We start from the raw sequence: 18,455 nt of genomic DNA, 5'->3' as shown, positions 1-18,455 counted from the left end.
ACAGAACATAATGAGAACGAAAATTTTTCCCCAGTCTCCTGACACCCTTCTGTCAGGAGACTGGCAAGAAGTCCGGAAAACTGGAACAAAGCCGCAACGCAGGGGTTTTCTCGGGCGGGGAGTCGGACCATATTGCAGCCCATGAGCAAACGCCCCCCGAAATCCTCCGCTGACGATCCGAAAACGCCTACCCCGCAAACGCCGGAGGGTTTCAGCGAAGCGCCGCAGCAGCCTCTGTCCGGTACGCCTCTCTCCGGCTCCATCAGCGATTGGGCGGCAGAGATCGCGGAGGAAGCGGACAGGCCCGCGCCCCGATCAAAGAGCAAGATCAAGGACCCGGCGAAGCTCGCGGAGCTTGCCCCGGGCGCTCCGGGCTCGTCCACGCGCACGGCGCGGACCTCCTCCAAGGAGCGCGAGCGGGCCGGAGGGGACGGGTCTGTTGCCGCCAATGTCGAAGAAGGCCGCAAGGCGAAGCTGTCGCCCAAAGGCGCGAAGGCGAAGGGCAAGCTCGAAAAGCCTACAAAGTCTGCCCGCGGAACCAGTATGGGCAAGGCGGACACGGCGCGCGAGCGGGCCGCCGGGGGCCTGAACCCCGTGGCCGGCATGGACATGTCGCTGGAGGAGGCCGAGGAACTCGAGGCCAAACTCAAGCAGCACAAGAAGGACAACAAGAAGAAATCCGCCGCCGACGGCCGCTATGGCGAGCTCGGCGGCAATCAGGGCGCGACCGCCACCGTCGAGGCCCTGTCGGCGCTGATCGAAAGCGGCAACCCGCTGCACAAGAACGGCGAATTGTGGGTGCCGCACCGGCCGGAGCGCCCGGCGAAATCCGAAGGCGGCGTGCCGATCAATCTGGCCTCCGAGTATGAGCCGAAGGGCGACCAGCCAACCGCGATTGCCGAACTGGTGGGAGGGATCGAGGCCGGTGAGCAGACCCAGGTGCTGCTGGGCGTTACCGGCTCGGGCAAGACCTACACTATGGCGCAGGTCATCCAGCGCACCCAGCGCCCGGCGCTGATCCTGGCGCCGAACAAGACGCTGGCGGCCCAGCTCTACGGCGAATTCAAGAGCTTCTTCCCGGACAATGCGGTCGAGTATTTCGTCTCCTACTACGACTATTACCAGCCGGAGGCCTACGTCCCGCGCACGGACACCTATATCGAGAAGGAAAGCTCGATCAACGAGCAGATCGACCGGATGCGCCACTCGGCGACCCGCGCCCTGCTGGAACGCGACGACGTCATCATCGTCGCCTCGGTGTCCTGCATTTACGGTATCGGCTCGGTCGAAACCTACACGGCGATGACCTTTGCCATCGAGGTTGGCGAGCGCATTGACCAGCGCCAGCTGATCGCCGATCTGGTGGCCTTGCAGTACAAGCGCAACGACGCCGCCTTCCAGCGCGGCACCTTCCGGGTGCGCGGCGACACGATCGAGCTGTTCCCGGCCCACTATGAGGACCGGGCCTGGCGGATTTCCCTGTTCGGCGACGAGATCGAGCAGATCACCGAGTTCGATCCGCTGACCGGCAAGAAGTCCGGCGAGATGAAGTCGGTGAAGATCTACGCCAACTCGCACTATGTGACGCCAAAACCGACGCTGCAGCAGGCCATCAAGTCGATCAAGACCGAGCTGAAAGGCCGCCTGGAAGAGCTGAACGCCCATGGCCGCCTGCTGGAAGCCCAACGGCTGGAACAGCGCACCATGTTCGATCTGGAAATGCTGGAGGCGACCGGCTCCTGCGCGGGCATCGAGAACTATTCGCGCTACCTCACCGGCCGCAAGCCGGGCGAACCGCCCCCCACCCTGTTCGAATACCTGCCGGACAACGCCCTTGTCTTCGCCGACGAAAGCCACGTCACCATTCCGCAGATCGGAGCCATGTACCGGGGCGACTTCCGCCGGAAAGCGACGCTCGCCGAATACGGCTTCCGTCTGCCGTCCTGCATGGACAACCGGCCGCTGCGCTTTGAGGAATGGAATGCCATGCGGCCGCAATCCGTCGCGGTGTCGGCGACGCCCGGCTCCTGGGAAATGGAAGAGGCCGGCGGCGTCTTCGCCGAACAGGTCATCCGCCCCACCGGCCTGGTCGATCCGGTGATCGACATCCGCCCCGCCTCCTCCCAGGTCGATGATTTGCTGGGCGAAGTGCGCGAGGTTGCCCAAAAGGGCTACCGCACGCTGGTCACCACCTTGACCAAGCGCATGGCCGAGGATCTCACCGAATATCTGCATGAAAACGGCGTGCGCGTGCGCTACATGCACTCCGACATCGACACGCTGGAACGCATCGAGATCCTGCGAGACCTGCGTCTTGGCGCCTTCGACGTCCTTGTCGGCATCAACCTGTTGCGCGAGGGCCTCGACATTCCCGAATGCGCGCTGGTCGCAATCCTGGATGCGGACAAGGAGGGCTTTCTGCGCTCCGAAACCTCGCTGATCCAGACGATCGGCCGCGCGGCGCGGAACGTGGACGGCAAGGTGATCCTCTACGCCGACCAGATGACCGGCTCCATGGAGCGGGCGATCGCCGAGACCAACCGCCGCCGCGACAAGCAGCTGGCGTACAACGCAGAGCACGGTATCACGCCGGAAAGCGTCAAGCGCTCCATCGGCGACATTCTGGAAAGTGTCTACGAGCAGGACCACGTCACGGTCGATGCCGGGTTCGCCGAGGAAGGCTCGCTGGTCGGCCACAATCTGGCGGCGCATATCTCGGATCTGGAAAAACAGATGCGCGACGCCGCCGCCGATCTCGACTTCGAGACGGCTGCCCGCCTGCGCGACGAAATCAGGCGCCTGCAGGAAACGGAACTCGCGGTCGCCGATGACGCCATGGCCCGGCAATCGAACGTGGCCGGAGCGACCGGCGGCTACAAGGGCGACAAGAAATTCGGCGCCGGCGGCACCAAGGAAGGCGCGAGCGGCAAGAAGAAGGAAACGGCGAAGGATAGGGCCACGCAAGCGCGTGAGCGAAATGCTGCGTCTTCCGGGTTGTCAGGGAAAAAGGGTCCGGGCGCAGCCCGCAAGGCCGACGGGCCGTCGCCCGGTCAGGGTGCCCCCGCGGAGGGCAGCGCGTCAGCGCGAACGCCCGTGAGCGCAAACAGCAGACCCCGCAAGCCAACCCTGGACGAGATGACCAACGCGCGGACCGAAGTGCCCATGCCCAAGGGCCCGCTGCCGCAGAAACCCGCGCCGATCATTCAGGCCGAAGACGCCCCGCACCACACCCCGCGCGGCAAGATCGGGGTGGGGTCTTATGAGGATCCGGTGGACGAGAAAAAACGCCGCGGCCGGCCGAAGAAGAGCGGGCGGCCGGGAAGGTAGCCTCCCCTCCAGTGGTCATCAACTCACTGCTTTGATTTCGTCTCTCATTCTTGCATTTAGGATGACGCCGATCTTTCTCATGAGGGCTGAGGAGGTGCGGTCACAGTGCCTTTTCCCTACCGCTATGGAAACAATCAAGCGCAGGATGGAACCACGGAATGAATGCTTTAGTTTACGACCAAAGCTCTCCACCAACTCAGTCATCCCATGGCTCGACCATGGGATCCGCTCCGATCCTTCGCCACAAGCAAAGCTGATCGAGCGGACATGTAGCGGTATAGATCCCGCATCAAGTGTGGGGTGACGACCGAGTGCGTAGTGGGGCTGTGCGCTATCTGGGCCGGTCTGGAAACGAGCAATTCGCCCCTACAGGCTTTGAGTTTGGGGCGAAAGCTCTCAACACCCACTCCGTCATCCCATGGCTTGACCATGGGATCCATTCCGTTCCTTCGCCACAATCGATGGCTCTTACGAGTAGCACCGTCACGGCATGGATCCTCGGGTCAAGCCCGAGGATGACGACAGAGTGAGCGGTGGGTCGTGCCGTTTAAATTTGCCAAAAGAGAACAGGGTGAAACGAAAGGGCATAGCTCCCCGGATCGGGGTCCGGAGCAAGTTCCGGATCAAGTCCTGCAATGACGATCTAGGGTGAGGTCGAAAGTGCCACCCTTCACATTTTCAGATGCCTAGCGAGATCAAACCAGTCCGGGTTCATGCCCTCGATGAGTTCGATCTTCCAATTGCGTGGCCAGCGCTTGATCGCCTTTTCTCGGGCAATGGCTTCAGTAATGGTCTCATGTTCTTCATACCAAATCAGCCGTTTGACCGAATAGCGTTTGGTAAACTGTGCCCCAACGCCGGAAGTATGTTCAAAAAGCCGTCTAGGGAGATCGTTCGTCACGCCTGTATAAAGCGTACCGCCCTTGCGCGTTGTCAGGATGTAAACCAAAAAGCGCTTCAGCATGCTCAGATAGGAAACGGTTTGGATCCCATGGTCAAGCCATGGGATGACGGAGTGGGTTTGGTGAGGAAGTGCCTCCGCGCCGGGACCTGAGAGAAGGTCCCTCCGGGTCGGATCGCGGACGAGCAACTCAAGTCAGAGACCAACGCTAGAGAAACTGGTCGCGGATCAAGTCGGGGATGACGACCGGTGGTGTCACAGCGTGGTGACGTTTCCCATTTGCTCTCAAAAGGAAACAGGTCCCGGATCAAGTCCGGGACGGCGGAGACGGATAAGCTGCCTCCTGACACACAGAAATCTTATCCACGCCCCCGTCCCCTGCCCGTATACTTCTTGCGTGCCTGTTCACATGGGCTTTCCGGGGGACCGTCCCTCGGAGGGGAGCAGGCCGGGCTGGTCTGGGGCGGCGGGGTAACGATCCGCGCACCGGACAAGGATCCGCGCGAGACGGCGGCAGGCAGTTGCCGCAGCGCCTCAAAAACGCCAGCGACTGTGGAGGGCTCGTCACTGAATCTGAAGTTCGTCTCAGTTTCCAGCCTGCTCAGAACGAACTTCAGATTCAAAAAGTGACGAGCAAGCATATGTTTCTAGTGTGGTTTTCGAATTTGAAAATCGCTTCGGGAGACGCCAACTAGACAAGGCGAATTTCGAATTCACCACACTAAGTGCTCCCCTGACACGGGAACACGAGACAAATCTCCCACTGGTCCGTTGAAGAGCAAGCCGGATCCTCTTGAAGGCCCGGGCGGGGCAGTCAAGCTTTGCCGAAGACTCATTTATTCAACTGATGCGCAGGCAATGCCTGACGCGCCCCGCCACTCCTGTGGCTTTTGAGAAGAATTTTTGGCCAAACGCCGGAGGAAATCCTCGCGGCGGCTTTTGTGCTGGCGCTTTCTGATGTGTGACGTTCCGGCCCGTGCCTGGACCAAGGTGATGGAGAAGAGCCTGCCTTCAGCTCAAATCTTTAAGGCAGATAACACCGGGGAGCCAGTTCAGTTGGCTTCAGCGCTTGCGAGCTTTCGCAGCTTTAACAGGTTTTGAGGCAGCCGCCGCCTTGGCATCTTCCGCTAGCCGGGCGTCTCGTTCAAGCCGAGCCTGCTTCAGCTTCGCGGTTTTGGCATTGCGCAAATCAGTTTCGACTTGGGTAAGGTCCATCGAGACCTGTTTCGTGATTTCCGCTTTGGTCGCCGCAGTCGGCCTCTGCGGTTTGAACAGCGTGTCGCGTGTCAGGGGCTTCGTCATGGGAGCAAGCAACCTTCCGTCTGCTGGAAACAAAAAAGCCGGAGCACATGCCCCGGCTTTTGAAACTCATGCAACATGCCGCCCTCGGTGATCCGGTAGAGCGGACATTGTTACCAAATCAGGCAGCGGACAGGTTGTCGGCTGCGGACTTGCCGGAACGGCGGTCCTGAACAACTTCGAAGCTGACCTTGTCACCTTCGTTCAAAGTTGCCATGCCAGCGCGCTCAACAGCGGAGATGTGGACGAAAACGTCGTTGCTGCCGTCTTCCGGTTGAATGAAGCCGTAGCCTTTGGTGGAGTTGAAGAATTTAACGGTACCGATGGTCATAACGATGTCCTTTCAATCGGTCATAAAAGAGTGCCCGACCCGCATTGCGCGGTCCGTGCGTGAAGTCGACGTTGAGAGGGAAGATCGTTCAGTTCGCAGTCACCTGCGCAGATACAAAGTTCGTCAGCAATATCGATACGAAAACACATAGCGGAGAATTGAGGTTTAATAAAGGCAAAAACAGTGTGCACTTCAACTATTTGCATCAAGCCGGAGTGTCTGGGGAGACGGGCTCTGGTCACGCGGTCTGGCGCAAATCCATTTCAATTGGTGGTCGGGATCAAGCAAACGGCCAAAAAACGTTCCTGGATAGATCCCGTAAGGTAAAAACTGTGTTTCAGGTTACAGCGATTGTTAACACCCGCGCTATTATCAATACAAAAGACACACAAGCGCGGGCACACCGACCTTACGGGGAAGAAAAGACGCGCTGCCGGGTTGATACTACGATGCAACCCGACCGATCAGAAGACCTAACCGGACCAAGACATGTCATTTGAAGCGAACGACGACAGTTATCCAGGCCAGGCCGTTGCCTATATTGTCGCGACCTGGGGCAGCCAGTCTTTCGTCAGCTCCGGAGTTTTGGTCGGCCGCAATGACGTTCTCACCGCCAGCCACTCCATTTACGACGCGACGCTGGGTGGATTGGCGGATGAGGTGAAGATCTACTTCTCCTACGATCCGGATGAGTCCAATCCGACCTTCTATACGCCCGCCTATTACAACTATTATACCGATTTCGACCCCGATAATGACGGACTGATCTACAGCGGCGACAATCAGGCTTTTACGCTCGGCGGAGCGGAGAAAGATATCGCCCTCCTCTCTCTCGGCGAGGCTGCCGGCGACATTTATGGGTGGTTCGGGATCAACTACAGCTACACGGGCGGAAATGTCAGCGTGCTCGGATTTCCGGGGCGCTACGATAACAACCTGACCTTCGACAGCGGCTATGCCTACAAGGACGTCGTCGACAATTATGTCGACACCAGTTTCCTGGAAATCAATTCTGGCAACAGTGGTGGCCCGATCTTCACCGGCAGCGGCAACGACGTCAGTGTGGTCGGCATTGTCTCGACCAGCGCGGCCGCGGCGTCGGTTGCCGGGCACGAAAACTGGCTAACATCCAACATAGCCAGCAACGACGTTTACATGGACACCACGACGACAACGCCGGTCGTGACCACGGTCGAGAACGCGATTTACAGGTTTTACAACACAGATACCGGGACGCATTTCTACACAGCCAGCTCAGCAGAACGGGATTCTGTCATCGCCAACGCGTCCTCCTTCTCCTACGAAGGGGTTGCGTTTCTGTCCGCAAACTCCAGCACGGACTTGTCCAGCCTTGTAAACGTCTATCGTTTTTACAACACCCAGACCGGAACGCATTTTTACACCGCAAGCGAAGCCGAGCGGGAAGACGTCACCAACAACAATGCAGCTTTCGTATACGAGGGAGTTGCGTACCAGGCCTATGAGGGCGACACAGCCAGCAACACCGCGCTCTACCGGTTCTTCAACACCGAGACCGGCAACCATTTCTACACTGCGGTAGATGCAGAGAGAGACAGCGTCAAGACGATGGGTCAGTTCAGTTACGAAGGCATCGCTTATTACGTCGACATTGCCTGACGCCCAGCCTTCTGAGTGACTACGGTGTTCTGGGACGTGTGTTTGCGGTTTCGCTCCCGATTAGCGAGAACCTCAAACCAGAATTCATGCGTTAACCATTCGCGCACTTTGGCTAAAATGCCGGGGATATCCTTCTTTTTACGCTAACACTGACCGGTGTAATGTGGGCTTCACCGTCTGAGTCGTTGTACGGCCCCTTCAATTGGGTTAAAAAAGGCTTAATGTATTGCGTATCCCGCGAGACCGATGACGTTCGCGGCACTTCAGGAGCACGGAATGGGCATTTTCTCGAAATCCTCGCGCCCCGGCGAAGGCCTGGACCAGAAGATCGAGACCGTAACGGAACAGACACCGGAGCAGGACACGTCTTCCAACGTGGAACAGCTGTCGCCGTTCGCCTTGAGAATGCAGGAAAAGATGAACCAGCTGGATGGCCTGAAAGGCCGTGTCGGCGGGCTCACCCAGACCTTTGACCAGATGGCCGCCTTCGCTGCCGAAAGCCAGACCAGCATCCGCATGATGGCTGAATACATCGAAAGCTCACGCGCCAGCGTTGAGACCGAGGTCCGGCTAAAGTCCGAAAACGCCAAAATCTCAACCGACCTGCTGGACGCTGAGCACAAGGTGAAAACGCTCACAACCCAGCTGGAGGACGCGCAGGCTGAAGTTCATTCGCTGCGCAAGCGCTCAACAGAAACACGCACCGCGCTGGAAACGGCTCGGAACGACATCGTCACGATCCGGGACAACAACAAGAAGATCAATGACGAGTACCGTCATCAGAGCGCCAAGCTGGTGGATGCTAATGCGCAAATTGCGGATCTGACCGGCAAGCTGAATGATCTCAAAGCCAAATTTGAAACCCTGGAGAAGCATGCCGAAAGCCTGAGTTCGGATCTTGAGGCCGTCAAACACCGCGAGAAGGAACTTCAGCAGAACCTCTCCGAGAGCGCGCAGTTGCTGGAAGAGGAAGTCCGCAAGAACAATCAGGCATCCAGCGAACTTGAAGCTGCCAAGCGCGAGCTGATCGATTTCCGAAACGACAACATCGATCTGAAGTCGCACCTTGATGTCGCCAATCAGGAGCTTGTCTACGCCAAGTCCCGTTTGGAAGAAGAACAGCGCAAACACGACAACGAAGTTTACGCACTGAACGCCGAGATCGAGAACCTCTCCTCACAGCGCCGGATTGGCGCCCAATCCTTGCAGGAAATGGCCCGCGAGAATTCGACGATCAAGGAGCGGAACCGCGAACTGGTCAAGCGGATGCAGGAGATCGAGCACCTTCTCGACAGTGCTCAGAAAAACCACGAGAAAGACCGCAACGAGCTGATGGCAACAACTGCCAAACTGCGTGAGGTCAACTTGCGTTACAACTCCGCGCTGACCGATTTGAACCACCAGCGGAACCAGAACCAGAAATTCGCCGACAATCTTGAAGATCTGGTCGATGAAAACAAACGCCTGCAGCGGTACAAGATCCAGGTCGACACGGCCAATGAACAGATCGCGCAGTTGAAAACCGTCATCGCCAACTACCAGATGGCGATGGAGGGCCGCGGGCCGGCTGAAGAGCTTGGCTTAACCGAGAGTTTTGACCCTGCAGCGGAGCTTGGCATCACCGACCCGCTTCCCGTCGCGGATGACGACGATGACCTTCTTGAAAGTGCTAAAGAACCGGACGACGGCAATCCAGATGACGACGGCCCGAGCGGGGGCAGCGATAAGGTCGTTAAGCTGCGGGACTGATAAAAAGACTACTATCGAAAAACCCGGCATTAAGCCGGGTTTTTTGTTGTTTTATTCGAAGCAACCGAGCGATCGCGCCCAAGCACCTTATTCGGGTTCAACATTGAACTGTAGCGGATATCCAAGACGGCCAGCAGCGTCGATCGCACGAGTAGCTTTTGTTTCGGCCACGTCTTTTGGATAAACCGATACGACACACGCGCCTTTTTGATGCGCTGTCAGCATGACCACTTCCGCCTGAGCGCTGTCCAGACGGAATTCACCTTTCAAGATGAGCACGACAAACTCCCGGGGAGTGTAGTCGTCATTCAGCAACACCACTTTATAGAGCTTCGGCTTCTCTGTTTTGGTTCGCTTGCTAAGGCGTAATTTCACATCAGAGTCACTCATGAAATTACCTTTTTTATTATGTCCGCCGCCACATCTTCTGACCTTTAGAGCAGTCTTGGCAGAGGGCATGATCTCGGCCATGTGCACGGAGAACCGAAAACTGGAAATGCTGCGTGCCAAACACACCGCATCTCACAAATTGTCAACCGTCACGATTTTTGCTGTGCAATCACTATAGAACAGTACTTGCAAAAAACAATTGTGAAGCCAAACCAGCAATCCGGCCGCCAAAGAAAAAGGCCCCACGCGAACCACGTGGGACCCTTGTCTCTGTTCTGGTTGATTGCCTTTAGGCAGCTGCCACTGTTTTCAGGAAATCGTCGATCCGCGTAGCCAATTGACGCGTGTTGTCAGCAACTTCCGAAGATGTAACGGACACTTCAGACGCCGACGCGCTTGTGTCGTCAACAGCGGCTTTCACGCCGGTCATGTTTTCACTTATTTCCCGGGTGCCGGAAGCAACTTCCTGGATCGAGCTGCTAATTTCCTCAGTCGCAGCTCCTTGCTGCTCCAGCGCCTCAGTGATGGAATTTGTGAACTCGTTCACACGCTCCATGATAGTCGCAATCTCCTCAATTGCTGCCACCGAGTCTGCCGAGGCGCCCTGGATAGCGTTGATCTGAGCGGAGATTTCTTCCGTTGCTTTCGAGGTCTGGGTTGCCAGCTCCTTGACTTCAGCCGCAACGACCGCGAAGCCCTTGCCGGCTTCACCGGCACGTGCTGCCTCAATGGTCGCATTCAATGCAAGAAGGTTGGTTTGCTCCGCAATTTCCTGGATGAGCTGCAAAACCGCGCCAATTTTCTGCGCCGATGCCGCAAGGCTTGCAACCTGCTCATTGGCGGAGGTCGCTTTGTCATTGGCCGTCGAGACAACTTCGCTCGTTTCGCCGATCTGGCGGGAGATTTCACTGATAGACGCTGACAGTTCTTCGGAAGCCGAGGCGACCGTTTGTACACTTGCGTAAGCCTGTTCGGTTGCCGCAGCCACAGAAGCTGTCCGTTCGGTATTGGTGGTCGAAAGGTCCATCAATATCCCGGAGATATTGGCCATGCTATCGGTGGAATGCGAGACGGGCTCCAACAGGCGCTGACTGTCGTCACGGAAGCTGGAAATCATCTCTTCGAGCGCGGTCTGGCGGCGGCGCTCATTCTCGATGTTCAGCTGCTGCTCTTGTTCCAGCTCGCGTTGGCGAAGGCCGTTGTCCCGGAAAATCTCGACCGTACGGGCCATCTGGCCCATTTCATCGACACGCTCGACATACGGGATGGCAATATCGTAGTTGCCGTTCGACAGAGTTCCCATAGTGTCGGACAAAGTACCGATCTGACCAGTAATCCGGCGGATCAATGCAACCAGTACCAAGGACACAGCAAGGATCGCGATCACTGTAATGACCAGCGCCGTCATCAACGCTTCACTGCGCGCCGTATTGATCGCAGAGATGTCGAACGCGACGTACATCATGCCGAGCTTTTCGGCGGAATCACCTTCTCCGCGCGTAATCGGCTTGATACCTATTTCATAGTTGTAGTCGGAGAAGAAGGTAGTCGTTGCTGCCGCGTCTTCACCACGCAGTTCTTCAGGGATGAGACCAATGAGTTCTTCGTTGGCTGCCTCTTCATCCCGGATCAGTGAGGCAAAAACGTCGCCATTCTTTTCCTGCACAATGGCCCAGGAAAAATTCGGATTATCGAGGAAAGGCGAAAGCAGTGTGTTTGCAAGGTCCTGATCAAAATCCCAAATAGCATTTCCCAGAGCCTGGTTCGTCAGGTTGGCACTCATGCTTATTTGCTGCTCAAACGCTTGCTGCACAGCGGCTACACGTTGAGAGGATGTGATATAGGCGAAGGCGATAAATGCCACCGCTACCACGGCCACGATTGGCACCGTCGTGGTGAATTTCACAGATTGCCAGAACTTCATAATCTTCCCCCATAAGGTTCGGAAAAGATATAACGATAGACTGCAAATTTTCTCTTAATCGAACGCAGGCAAACCCTCTTTCAACAAGACAAAACTCCCACGAATATTGGGAATATATGCAAGGGTGATAGTGGACCTTGTATTGTTCTAAAGAAAAAACTAACGGCTCAGAAGTGCGGACACTTTAGCAATCTACCAGCCGATTTCTGCGAAAAGCCAGCAGCAGACGGCAATCCATAATCCCGCATACTTCGTACACCAGTGAATCCAACTAGGAGGCCGGTGTGCAAATTCAGAAAAGACATCCCTGGACCAAACGTATCGTTATTGCGGTGGCGTTGTGTACCGCGATCATCTTCTCCTTCGGCACGACCGCAGCTCAGGCAGATTTGGGCGCTGCAGCAAAGTCCGTCCCTTCGGCGAGCCTCGTTGGGGAAGGACGCATGAAATTCCTTGGCTTCAACGTCTTCGACGCACAGCTCTACGCTCCAAATGGGGTGTATTCTTCGTCCAATCCGTTTGCTCTGCGACTCACCTATCTGCGCAATTTCAAAGGCAAGGCAATCGCCGAAAAGTCCGCAGAAGAAATGGCTAAACAGAGCGTTTCCAAAGCTCAACTGGACGGCTGGACCAAGCAAATGGCAGCGATTTTTCCGAATGTGTCTTCCGGTCAGTCCATAACTGGGGTCCGCACCGCGTCTGGTAGCAGTGTTTTTTATGTCGGCAACAGAGAGATCGGCACAATCGCGGACCCAGCTTTCACTAAACATTTCTTTGACATCTGGCTTGGCAGCAACACTCAAAACCCGCGTTTGCGCGCGAAACTGGTCGGCGCCGGCTCTTGACGATCTCCGAGCAGACAGCAGGCGACCCCGCCCAAACTGTGAACATGGCGACTAGCGGGCAGTCCTCCGGCCGGATTACGAAACGGTCCATCCTGGTCTATGGGGCGTTGGCATTCCCTCTGTCTTTCGCCGGCTTGCCGATCTATCTGCATGCGCCTGACTTCTATGCCGTCACATTGGGTCAATCCCTTGCAAGCCTTGGTGTCGTCCTCTTGGCCCTACGCTTGATTGACGCGTTTCAAGATCCGTTCATCGGCAGCATCAGCGACCGGCTTCACTCGCACCGGCCAAAAATCCTGGCTGTGGGGACTCTGATGCTGGGCGCAGGCTTCTGGATGCTGTTTCATCCGCTGGCCTCAGCACCTCTCGCATGGTTTGCGCTATCGGTTCTCATCTGCACCACAGGCTTTTCGATCGTCACAATCAACCTTCAAACCCTGGGCGGCTTGTGGAAGTCGCGGCCCCAAGACCGTACCCGGATCACCGGCGGGCGTGAGGCCCTTGGTCTTCTCGGATTGCTTGCAGCCGCCATCACACCAACCCTGCTGACCCAGTGGGCTGGTCAGGAACGGGCGTTTCACTATTTGACGGTGGCTTACCTCCCGCTGCTTGTTGTCGGCTTGGTGCTTCTACTTTCATGGATGAAGACGGCCGAGCTCTCCGCCCCCAAACAAGCGCATCACCGGCAAAACTGGCTAAGCCTGCTCAAAGACCGCTGGCGGTCAGTATTCTTTTCCCTCGTTCTACTGAATACATTCGCCAGTGCTATTCCCGCGGTTCTTGTTCTCTTTTATGTGCGAGACCGGCTCGGCGCTGAGCCATATACAGGACTGTTTTTGCTGATCTATTTCCTAGCCGGCACTGCATCCATGCCGCTCTGGATCAAACTGGCATCGAAGTTTGGGAAAATCCGGGCTTGGCAGCTCTCACTCGGGCTCGCGATCGTTACGTTCATTTGGGCCGTGTTTCTCGGCCGCGGAGATATTGCCGCCTATGCGGTCGTGTGCACGCTTTCGGGCCTGGCTCTCGGGGCCGACCTGGCCTTGCCGCCTGCCATTCTTGCAGACCATATCGACGCTGACGACCGCCAGACGGATGCATCGCGCCTTTTTTCACTGATGGCGCTGCTTTCCAAGACGTCCCTTGCGGCTGCGACCGGATTGGCTCTGCCGATCCTCGGCGTTTTGGGCTATGTACCGGGGGGAGACATGACGCCGAGACTGGATTGGGTCCTAAGCCTCACATATGCAGCCCTCCCCTGTGCCTTGAAACTGGCAGCCCTCGGGAGTTTAATTTGGGCACAGGACATACTGACAAAAGACAAGTCCACTTTGTCCTGAACCGTTCCTTGCACTTGCTCTCAGGATTGAAACATGTCCGTACGGCCGCCGCAGATCCTTCACAAACCTCAAGAAGATGAAGATCCGCTGTTGCAGGCCCTGCAGAACGAGATCTTTAACGAGAAAGCGGCAACGCTGTTCCGGCTGCAGAAGCGGCTCGAAACCGCTTTAAGAAAACTCGAAGCGGCAAGGGCGACCGCAGAAGCCACAGAGGAAACAATCTCTCCCCACCTTGCTGAAGCCTGCGAAGCGCTCTGGTATGTTTCGATACAACGGGAGATGTGTGGATTGAGGAACAGCAGGGCCTATTATGACGAGCTGCGTGTTCCGCATGATGTCCGGCTGCACATGGGACCGAACATTCGCAAAGGGTCTTGAGAATGCTGCGCATGCATTGCGTACGCGGCCGGACAAGCCTTTGTGATTTGTATCACTTCCTTGTTGATGGCTTGGATGTATGAAGTTCGCAGAGTTGCATCACGCCGATAAGAGTGTTTTTTTCGCAGCCATAAAACAAAATAATATGCCGCTTTGTAACGTTGCGTAATATACACGGTTACGGACCATTGAAATCCGCCACCCCCAATTTGGGGGTGCGATACATTAAGAGCGTTGGCCCCGAGCAAAAACATGAAACGCATCACTGTCGTCCATAGGGTCACCGCTCCCATTGCCATGTTCGCAATGTTTTTCTGCCTCGGGAATTTGCTACCGATCGGTAGCGACGACGGTTTCACAGCTACCGCCCATGCCCAATCAGTGCGAGTTGTCCCGGAAGGCAACAGATACCGCTCTCAACCGAAGATCCCCTTCGCCTCATCCCGCAGGACGTCAGCCTCGAATTCATCATACGATGCCAAATTCGAAAAGGTGCTGAGCGTTTTGCGGCGTGACCGACGTCTGATGTCATCCATCAAGCGTGTCGCGAGCCGGTACGGTATTGATCCGATCCATATTGTCGGGGCGATCGTCGGCGAACATACCTACAACTATGACACTCTCGACAGCGCGCAGTCCTATTACGTAAAGGCCCTTGCTTACGCTGGCATCCGGTTTGATTTTGAGCTCAATGGCGAGCAAGTCGAAACCTTTGTGGAGCGCCCGCAATTTGACCGGTGCCGTAAGGAGCACGTGCAAAAAGCGAGCGACCGGCGCTGGTCCTGTTACGAACAAGTCTGGAACAGCCGCTTTCGCGGCAAAAGCGTCGATGGTGTCCGCTATCCACGGAAGAACTTCAACGAAGCGTTCTTTCAACCGCTCTATGCGGGTCAAAGCTTCGGTCTTGGACAGCTGAGCCCACTGACGGTTCTGAAGATGACCGATCGGGTGGCACGCACGAGCAATTTCCGCAAGTTGAAGTCCACAAATCCGGAAGCTGTCTACAAGGCGACCATGGATCCAAACCAGTCATTGCACTACATGGCCGCGATCATCCGGGACGCGATCGATGCCTATAAGTCTGTCGGCAAAGTGGATATTTCAAAGAATCCCGGATTGACAGCAACGCTCTACAATCTCGGGGACCCCTGGAGCCGCGCGGCCAAATTCCGCCGCAGCGGCAACTCCTGGCCGCGCGAAAATTATTACGGCTGGCTTGTGAATGACCGGATCGATGAGCTGGAATCTTTGCTCTGATCGATCCGGCCGGATGCTCAGGTCAAGAATGGATTGGTCTGGCGTTCGTGGCCGAATGTCGATGCAGGCCCATGCCCGGGCAAGAACGAGATATCGTCACCAAGCGGAAGAAGCTTTTCAGTGATCGACTTGATCAGCGTCTCGTGGCTTCCTCCCGGCAGATCGGTCCGCCCGATCGACCCGGCAAAGAGCACATCGCCTGAGATCGCCAGCCGCAACTCTTTGTCGATGAAAACCAGATGGCCTGGTGAATGGCCAGGGCAATGCAGGACGTCGAATTCACGTCCCGCCATTGCCAGAACGTCCCCCTCCTGCATCCACTTATCAGGCGTTACGGGTTTGGCTTCCCCCATTCCGAACTGAGCCGCCTGATCGGCAACCCGGTCGATCAAGGGCTGATCGGCCTCATGCGGTCCCTCGACAGGAACTGAAAGGCGTTCGGCAAGATCAGCAGCGCCGCCGATGTGATCTATGTGGCCGTGGGTCAGGACAATCTTCTCGACCTTCACACCTTTTTCTTTGACAGCGGCCATGATGGTGTCGACATCGCCGCCCGGATCAACGACAGCGCCCACCAGTGTCGCAGGGTTCCAGATCACAGAGCAGTTCTGCTGGAACCCCGTGACAGGCACAATCATGATCTGGATCGGCGGCATCTCCTCACCCTGGCCAGTCTCTCCTGCCCCGGCATCCGAATTCGACATGTCTTGCGCCACTGTTATCTCCTGGATGAATGTTATCCTGCCCCTTGTAACAAATACGGGACAAATCGCCAGAGCCGCATGTTTGTAATGGTCCATGGGTTCACCTTGCGGCGTTGATTTCGTAAAAGGTGAGAGGCTCTTGTTGGAAGAGCTAAAGAAATCAGGTTCGGCACCGAATGACGTTACGACTGTTCAGCGCTGTCACGGCAACTCTTCTGGCCCTAGGAATTGCCGGAAGCACCCAAGCTCAGCCAGGCCGCACAGCGCCGGTGTTCGATACTTGGCTTGTCGATTGCGCCAGCACGGGAGTGTGCTTCTCCTCATCATTCACCCGGAACCAGTCCGTCTGGGTTGATCTGCGGATTGTTCGGGATTGGCACGCCGATGCCCAACCGCTGCTGCGGCTGACCACAAACACTGTCCTCCCCCAGACCGGTACACTGCGCTTCGATGTCGACGGGGCAACGATAGAATCTCTGCCGATTGAACAACTCAGGGAAATCCAGGCGGGGGTAACATCCCCAGCCGGGTTTCGGCCGCTGGGCGGGGAAGGTTTCTGGTACCCGACGGGTGCAGTCACATCCACACTGCTTACGGCTCTGCAAACAGGGCAAGAACTGACCGTACACATGCCCAGAGAAGGCAGCGCGGAAACAGTTTCAGTTTCCATTCCTCTGCAGGGACTAAAGTCGGGCCTTCTCTGGCTGGACAACCGGCAGAATAGGACAGGAACGGCGTCAGCCATTGTCTCGCCCGGAGCTGAGCCTCCGGTCAACGCACCGCATGCGCTTCCAATTTTGGCTCCGGAGGAGCTTCCAGCCGAAGTTTCCGCGATTTGGCATGCCAACCGCCTCTGTTCTTCCATCGACCCGACCATTTTTGCCAGCCTGAATGCAGTCCGTGTTCCGCTGGAGGACGGCGCATCTCTTTATATCGTGCCGTGTGGTGCTCCGACGGCTTATAACAGCCCTTATGTCGCAATCTATGCGGGCAAGGATGGGGCTGCACGTCAGGTGCATGTCGCCAGAATGTCTGAAAGCGGTCCAATTGCCACCGATTTGATTTACAATGCCCGTTGGGTGCCAGCCGATCGCCAGTTGATCAGCTACTTCAAAGGATCTGGAGTTGGCGAATGCGGACTGTGGAACAGATGGGTCTGGAACGGCACCGGATTGGTGTTGCTTGAAGAAGCTTCGCGCAAAACGTGTGATAACACAGAGCCGGACTTGTCCAATTGGTCAAACACTTGGCCTCTAAAAAACGCGTCTAAATAACCTTTCCCCTAAGGATTTTCTTGCGATTTTCACAATCGCGCCCTTATGATGTTTCCGCAGCGGATGGAATGGGGTGCGGCAGCTCTACTTCACCCCGATCCTTGAGTTTGGTGAGCGCATCTTGATGTGCTCTCCGATTTAGGCTCGGCCGAAAAGGCGGGTGAGAATTGGCGTTAGTGTTGGAATGGCACGTAAATTAAGGTGATTACGTAATGCACGATGGGGATTCGGACCGGCGGTCGCGTGGTCGGCGCGGCGGCAAGCGCGAGTTTGGCGGTCCGCAAGACTTCGGCAGTGACTTTGGCGGAAGCGACTTCGGTGGTGATTATGGCGGCGGCCGTGATGGCGGTCACCGGGGTGGGCGCGATAATGACTTTGGCGGCGGTGGTGGCCGTGGTGGTTATGGTGGCGGCGGAGGCCGTGACGGTGGCTACGGTGGCGGAGACCGCGGTGGTTACGGCGGCGGCGGTGGCCGTGATGGTGGCTACGGTGGCGGCGGCCGGGGTGGATACGGCGGCGGTCGTGACGGCGGCTATGGCGGCGGCGGTGGTCGCGATGGTGGCTATGGCGGCGGAGACCGCGGTGGTTATGGCGGCGGCGGTGGTGGCCGTGATGGCGGCGGATACGGCGGTGGTGGCCGTGGTGGCTATGGCGGCGGCGGTGGTCGTGACGGTGGCTATGGCGGCGGAGATCGCGGTGGTTACGGCGGCGGTGGCGGCCGGGGCGGATACGGCGGCGGCAACCGTGAAGGGGGAGATCGTCCTCCACGGCGGGATTATCCGCCGGTCGAACGCGGGCCACGCCAATCCGGCGTTGTGAAATTCTTCAAGTCTGACAAAGGCTTCGGATTTATTACCCCTGACGATGGCGAGACCGATGTTTTCGTCCATATTTCGGCGGTTGAGCGGTCCGGACTTGCTTCCCTGGACAGCGGGCAACGCATTTCTTTCGAGACTGAACCGGATCGCCGGGGCAAGGGCCCAAAAGCTGTGAACCTGCAAATGCTCGAGGAAGACGGTTCGAGCGGTGGCGCTGACGATCAGCCGGTCAACGACGGCACAGGCGAGCAGCCGGATTACGAATGAACTGCACTCTTCC

The 18,455-nt window shown here is 57.0% G+C and carries 14 protein-coding genes and 1 pseudogene; 9 read left to right on the top strand and 6 right to left on the bottom strand.

All coding sequences use genetic code 11. The features are described from left to right. Positions 1–531 precede the first annotated feature (531 nt). Positions 532–2,874, top strand: a pseudogene (gene uvrB, locus AC0J4F_RS11585) (excinuclease ABC subunit UvrB); the annotation flags it as partial. A 1,123-nt stretch (positions 2,875–3,997) separates the two neighbouring features. Here the strand turns inward: uvrB and AC0J4F_RS11580 are convergent. The 3 genes from AC0J4F_RS11580 to AC0J4F_RS11570 all read right to left on the bottom strand — a co-directional run bounded on the left by AC0J4F_RS11580 (position 3,998) and on the right by AC0J4F_RS11570 (position 5,858). Next, positions 3,998–4,291 carry a GIY-YIG nuclease family protein gene (locus tag AC0J4F_RS11580; protein WP_473026325.1) on the bottom strand — a complete coding sequence of 98 codons (294 nt, stop codon included), beginning with the start codon at positions 4,289–4,291 and terminating at the stop codon, positions 3,998–4,000. Positions 4,292–5,290: 999 nt separating this feature from the next. Then, complete coding sequence (locus AC0J4F_RS11575; protein WP_133946068.1) at positions 5,291–5,530, bottom strand: hypothetical protein; 240 nt, start codon at positions 5,528–5,530, stop codon at positions 5,291–5,293. A gap of 118 nt (positions 5,531–5,648) precedes the next feature. Then, the gene (locus tag AC0J4F_RS11570) at positions 5,649–5,858 is read right to left on the bottom strand and encodes a cold-shock protein (protein WP_133946065.1); all 210 of its coding nucleotides are present in this window, start codon (positions 5,856–5,858) and stop codon (positions 5,649–5,651) included. Positions 5,859–6,347: 489 nt separating this feature from the next. On the opposite strand from AC0J4F_RS11570, the gene AC0J4F_RS11565 reads away from it, so the two are divergent. Together AC0J4F_RS11565 and AC0J4F_RS11560 are read left to right on the top strand one after the other, a co-directional pair. Beyond that, positions 6,348–7,496, top strand: a complete 1,149-nt coding sequence (locus tag AC0J4F_RS11565; RefSeq protein WP_473026324.1) for a trypsin-like peptidase domain-containing protein — start codon at positions 6,348–6,350, stop codon at positions 7,494–7,496. A gap of 276 nt (positions 7,497–7,772) precedes the next feature. Beyond that, positions 7,773–9,245: a hypothetical protein gene (locus AC0J4F_RS11560; protein WP_473026323.1), complete on the top strand. Its 1,473-nt coding sequence runs from the start codon at positions 7,773–7,775 to the stop codon at positions 9,243–9,245. Positions 9,246–9,332: 87 nt separating this feature from the next. Here the strand turns inward: AC0J4F_RS11560 and clpS are convergent, their stop codons facing one another. Both clpS and AC0J4F_RS11550 read right to left on the bottom strand, forming a co-directional pair. After that, positions 9,333–9,635, bottom strand: coding sequence for an ATP-dependent Clp protease adapter ClpS (clpS, locus tag AC0J4F_RS11555; protein ID WP_133947560.1), 303 nt, complete (start codon positions 9,633–9,635; stop codon positions 9,333–9,335). A 289-nt stretch (positions 9,636–9,924) separates the two neighbouring features. Beyond that, positions 9,925–11,559, bottom strand: coding sequence for a methyl-accepting chemotaxis protein (locus tag AC0J4F_RS11550; RefSeq protein WP_133946058.1), 1,635 nt, complete (start codon positions 11,557–11,559; stop codon positions 9,925–9,927). A gap of 284 nt (positions 11,560–11,843) precedes the next feature. Between AC0J4F_RS11550 and AC0J4F_RS11545 the strand changes: the two genes are divergently transcribed. From AC0J4F_RS11545 to AC0J4F_RS11530, 4 genes are all read left to right on the top strand, one after another. Next, on the top strand, positions 11,844–12,404 hold the full coding sequence (locus AC0J4F_RS11545; protein ID WP_473026322.1) for a chalcone isomerase family protein: 561 nt from the start codon (positions 11,844–11,846) through the stop codon (positions 12,402–12,404). Continuing rightward, the gene (locus AC0J4F_RS11540) at positions 12,401–13,744 is read left to right on the top strand and encodes an MFS transporter (protein WP_473026321.1); all 1,344 of its coding nucleotides are present in this window, start codon (positions 12,401–12,403) and stop codon (positions 13,742–13,744) included. Before AC0J4F_RS11545 ends, AC0J4F_RS11540 begins: the two co-directional genes overlap by 4 nt. Positions 13,745–13,777: 33 nt before the next feature. Further along, the gene (locus tag AC0J4F_RS11535) at positions 13,778–14,122 is read left to right on the top strand and encodes a DUF6665 family protein (protein WP_473026320.1); all 345 of its coding nucleotides are present in this window, start codon (positions 13,778–13,780) and stop codon (positions 14,120–14,122) included. A 306-nt stretch (positions 14,123–14,428) separates the two neighbouring features. Next, entirely contained in the window at positions 14,429–15,379 is a 951-nt protein-coding gene (locus AC0J4F_RS11530) for a DUF1402 family protein (protein WP_473026425.1), read from the top strand. A gap of 17 nt (positions 15,380–15,396) precedes the next feature. Here AC0J4F_RS11530 and AC0J4F_RS11525 read toward each other — a convergent pair whose 3' ends face one another. Then, the gene (locus tag AC0J4F_RS11525; protein ID WP_473026424.1) at positions 15,397–16,035 is read right to left on the bottom strand and encodes an MBL fold metallo-hydrolase; all 639 of its coding nucleotides are present in this window, start codon (positions 16,033–16,035) and stop codon (positions 15,397–15,399) included. A 224-nt stretch (positions 16,036–16,259) separates the two neighbouring features. Between AC0J4F_RS11525 and AC0J4F_RS11520 the strand changes: the two genes are divergently transcribed. Together AC0J4F_RS11520 and AC0J4F_RS11515 are read left to right on the top strand one after the other, a co-directional pair. Next, positions 16,260–17,357: a DUF1176 domain-containing protein gene (locus AC0J4F_RS11520; protein WP_473026319.1), complete on the top strand. Its 1,098-nt coding sequence runs from the start codon at positions 16,260–16,262 to the stop codon at positions 17,355–17,357. 212 nt (positions 17,358–17,569) lie between these two features. Continuing rightward, positions 17,570–18,442, top strand: a complete 873-nt coding sequence (locus AC0J4F_RS11515) for a cold-shock protein (RefSeq protein WP_473026318.1) — start codon at positions 17,570–17,572, stop codon at positions 18,440–18,442. Positions 18,443–18,455 lie beyond the last annotated feature (13 nt).

This window comes from Roseibium sp. R5 (assembly GCF_055755305.1).
This window is presented reverse-complemented; position numbering and strand designations above follow the sequence as displayed.

Bases quoted from the DNA above. Each gene is read 5' to 3' on its own strand.
- AC0J4F_RS11580 (WP_473026325.1), bottom strand. From the start codon at position 4,291: ATGCTGAAGCGCTTTTTGGTTTACATCCTGACAACGCGCAAGGGCGGT.
- AC0J4F_RS11575 (WP_133946068.1), bottom strand. From the start codon at position 5,530: ATGACGAAGCCCCTGACACGCGACACGCTGTTCAAACCGCAGAGGCCG.
- AC0J4F_RS11570 (WP_133946065.1), bottom strand. From the start codon at position 5,858: ATGACCATCGGTACCGTTAAATTCTTCAACTCCACCAAAGGCTACGGC.
- AC0J4F_RS11565 (WP_473026324.1), top strand. From the start codon at position 6,348: ATGTCATTTGAAGCGAACGACGACAGTTATCCAGGCCAGGCCGTTGCC.
- AC0J4F_RS11560 (WP_473026323.1), top strand. From the start codon at position 7,773: ATGGGCATTTTCTCGAAATCCTCGCGCCCCGGCGAAGGCCTGGACCAG.
- clpS (WP_133947560.1), bottom strand. From the start codon at position 9,635: ATGAGTGACTCTGATGTGAAATTACGCCTTAGCAAGCGAACCAAAACA.
- AC0J4F_RS11550 (WP_133946058.1), bottom strand. From the start codon at position 11,559: ATGAAGTTCTGGCAATCTGTGAAATTCACCACGACGGTGCCAATCGTG.
- AC0J4F_RS11535 (WP_473026320.1), top strand. From the start codon at position 13,778: ATGTCCGTACGGCCGCCGCAGATCCTTCACAAACCTCAAGAAGATGAA.
- AC0J4F_RS11530 (WP_473026425.1), top strand. From the start codon at position 14,429: ATGTTTTTCTGCCTCGGGAATTTGCTACCGATCGGTAGCGACGACGGT.
- AC0J4F_RS11525 (WP_473026424.1), bottom strand. From the start codon at position 16,035: ATGCCGCCGATCCAGATCATGATTGTGCCTGTCACGGGGTTCCAGCAG.
- AC0J4F_RS11520 (WP_473026319.1), top strand. From the start codon at position 16,260: ATGACGTTACGACTGTTCAGCGCTGTCACGGCAACTCTTCTGGCCCTA.
- AC0J4F_RS11515 (WP_473026318.1), top strand. From the start codon at position 17,570: ATGCACGATGGGGATTCGGACCGGCGGTCGCGTGGTCGGCGCGGCGGC.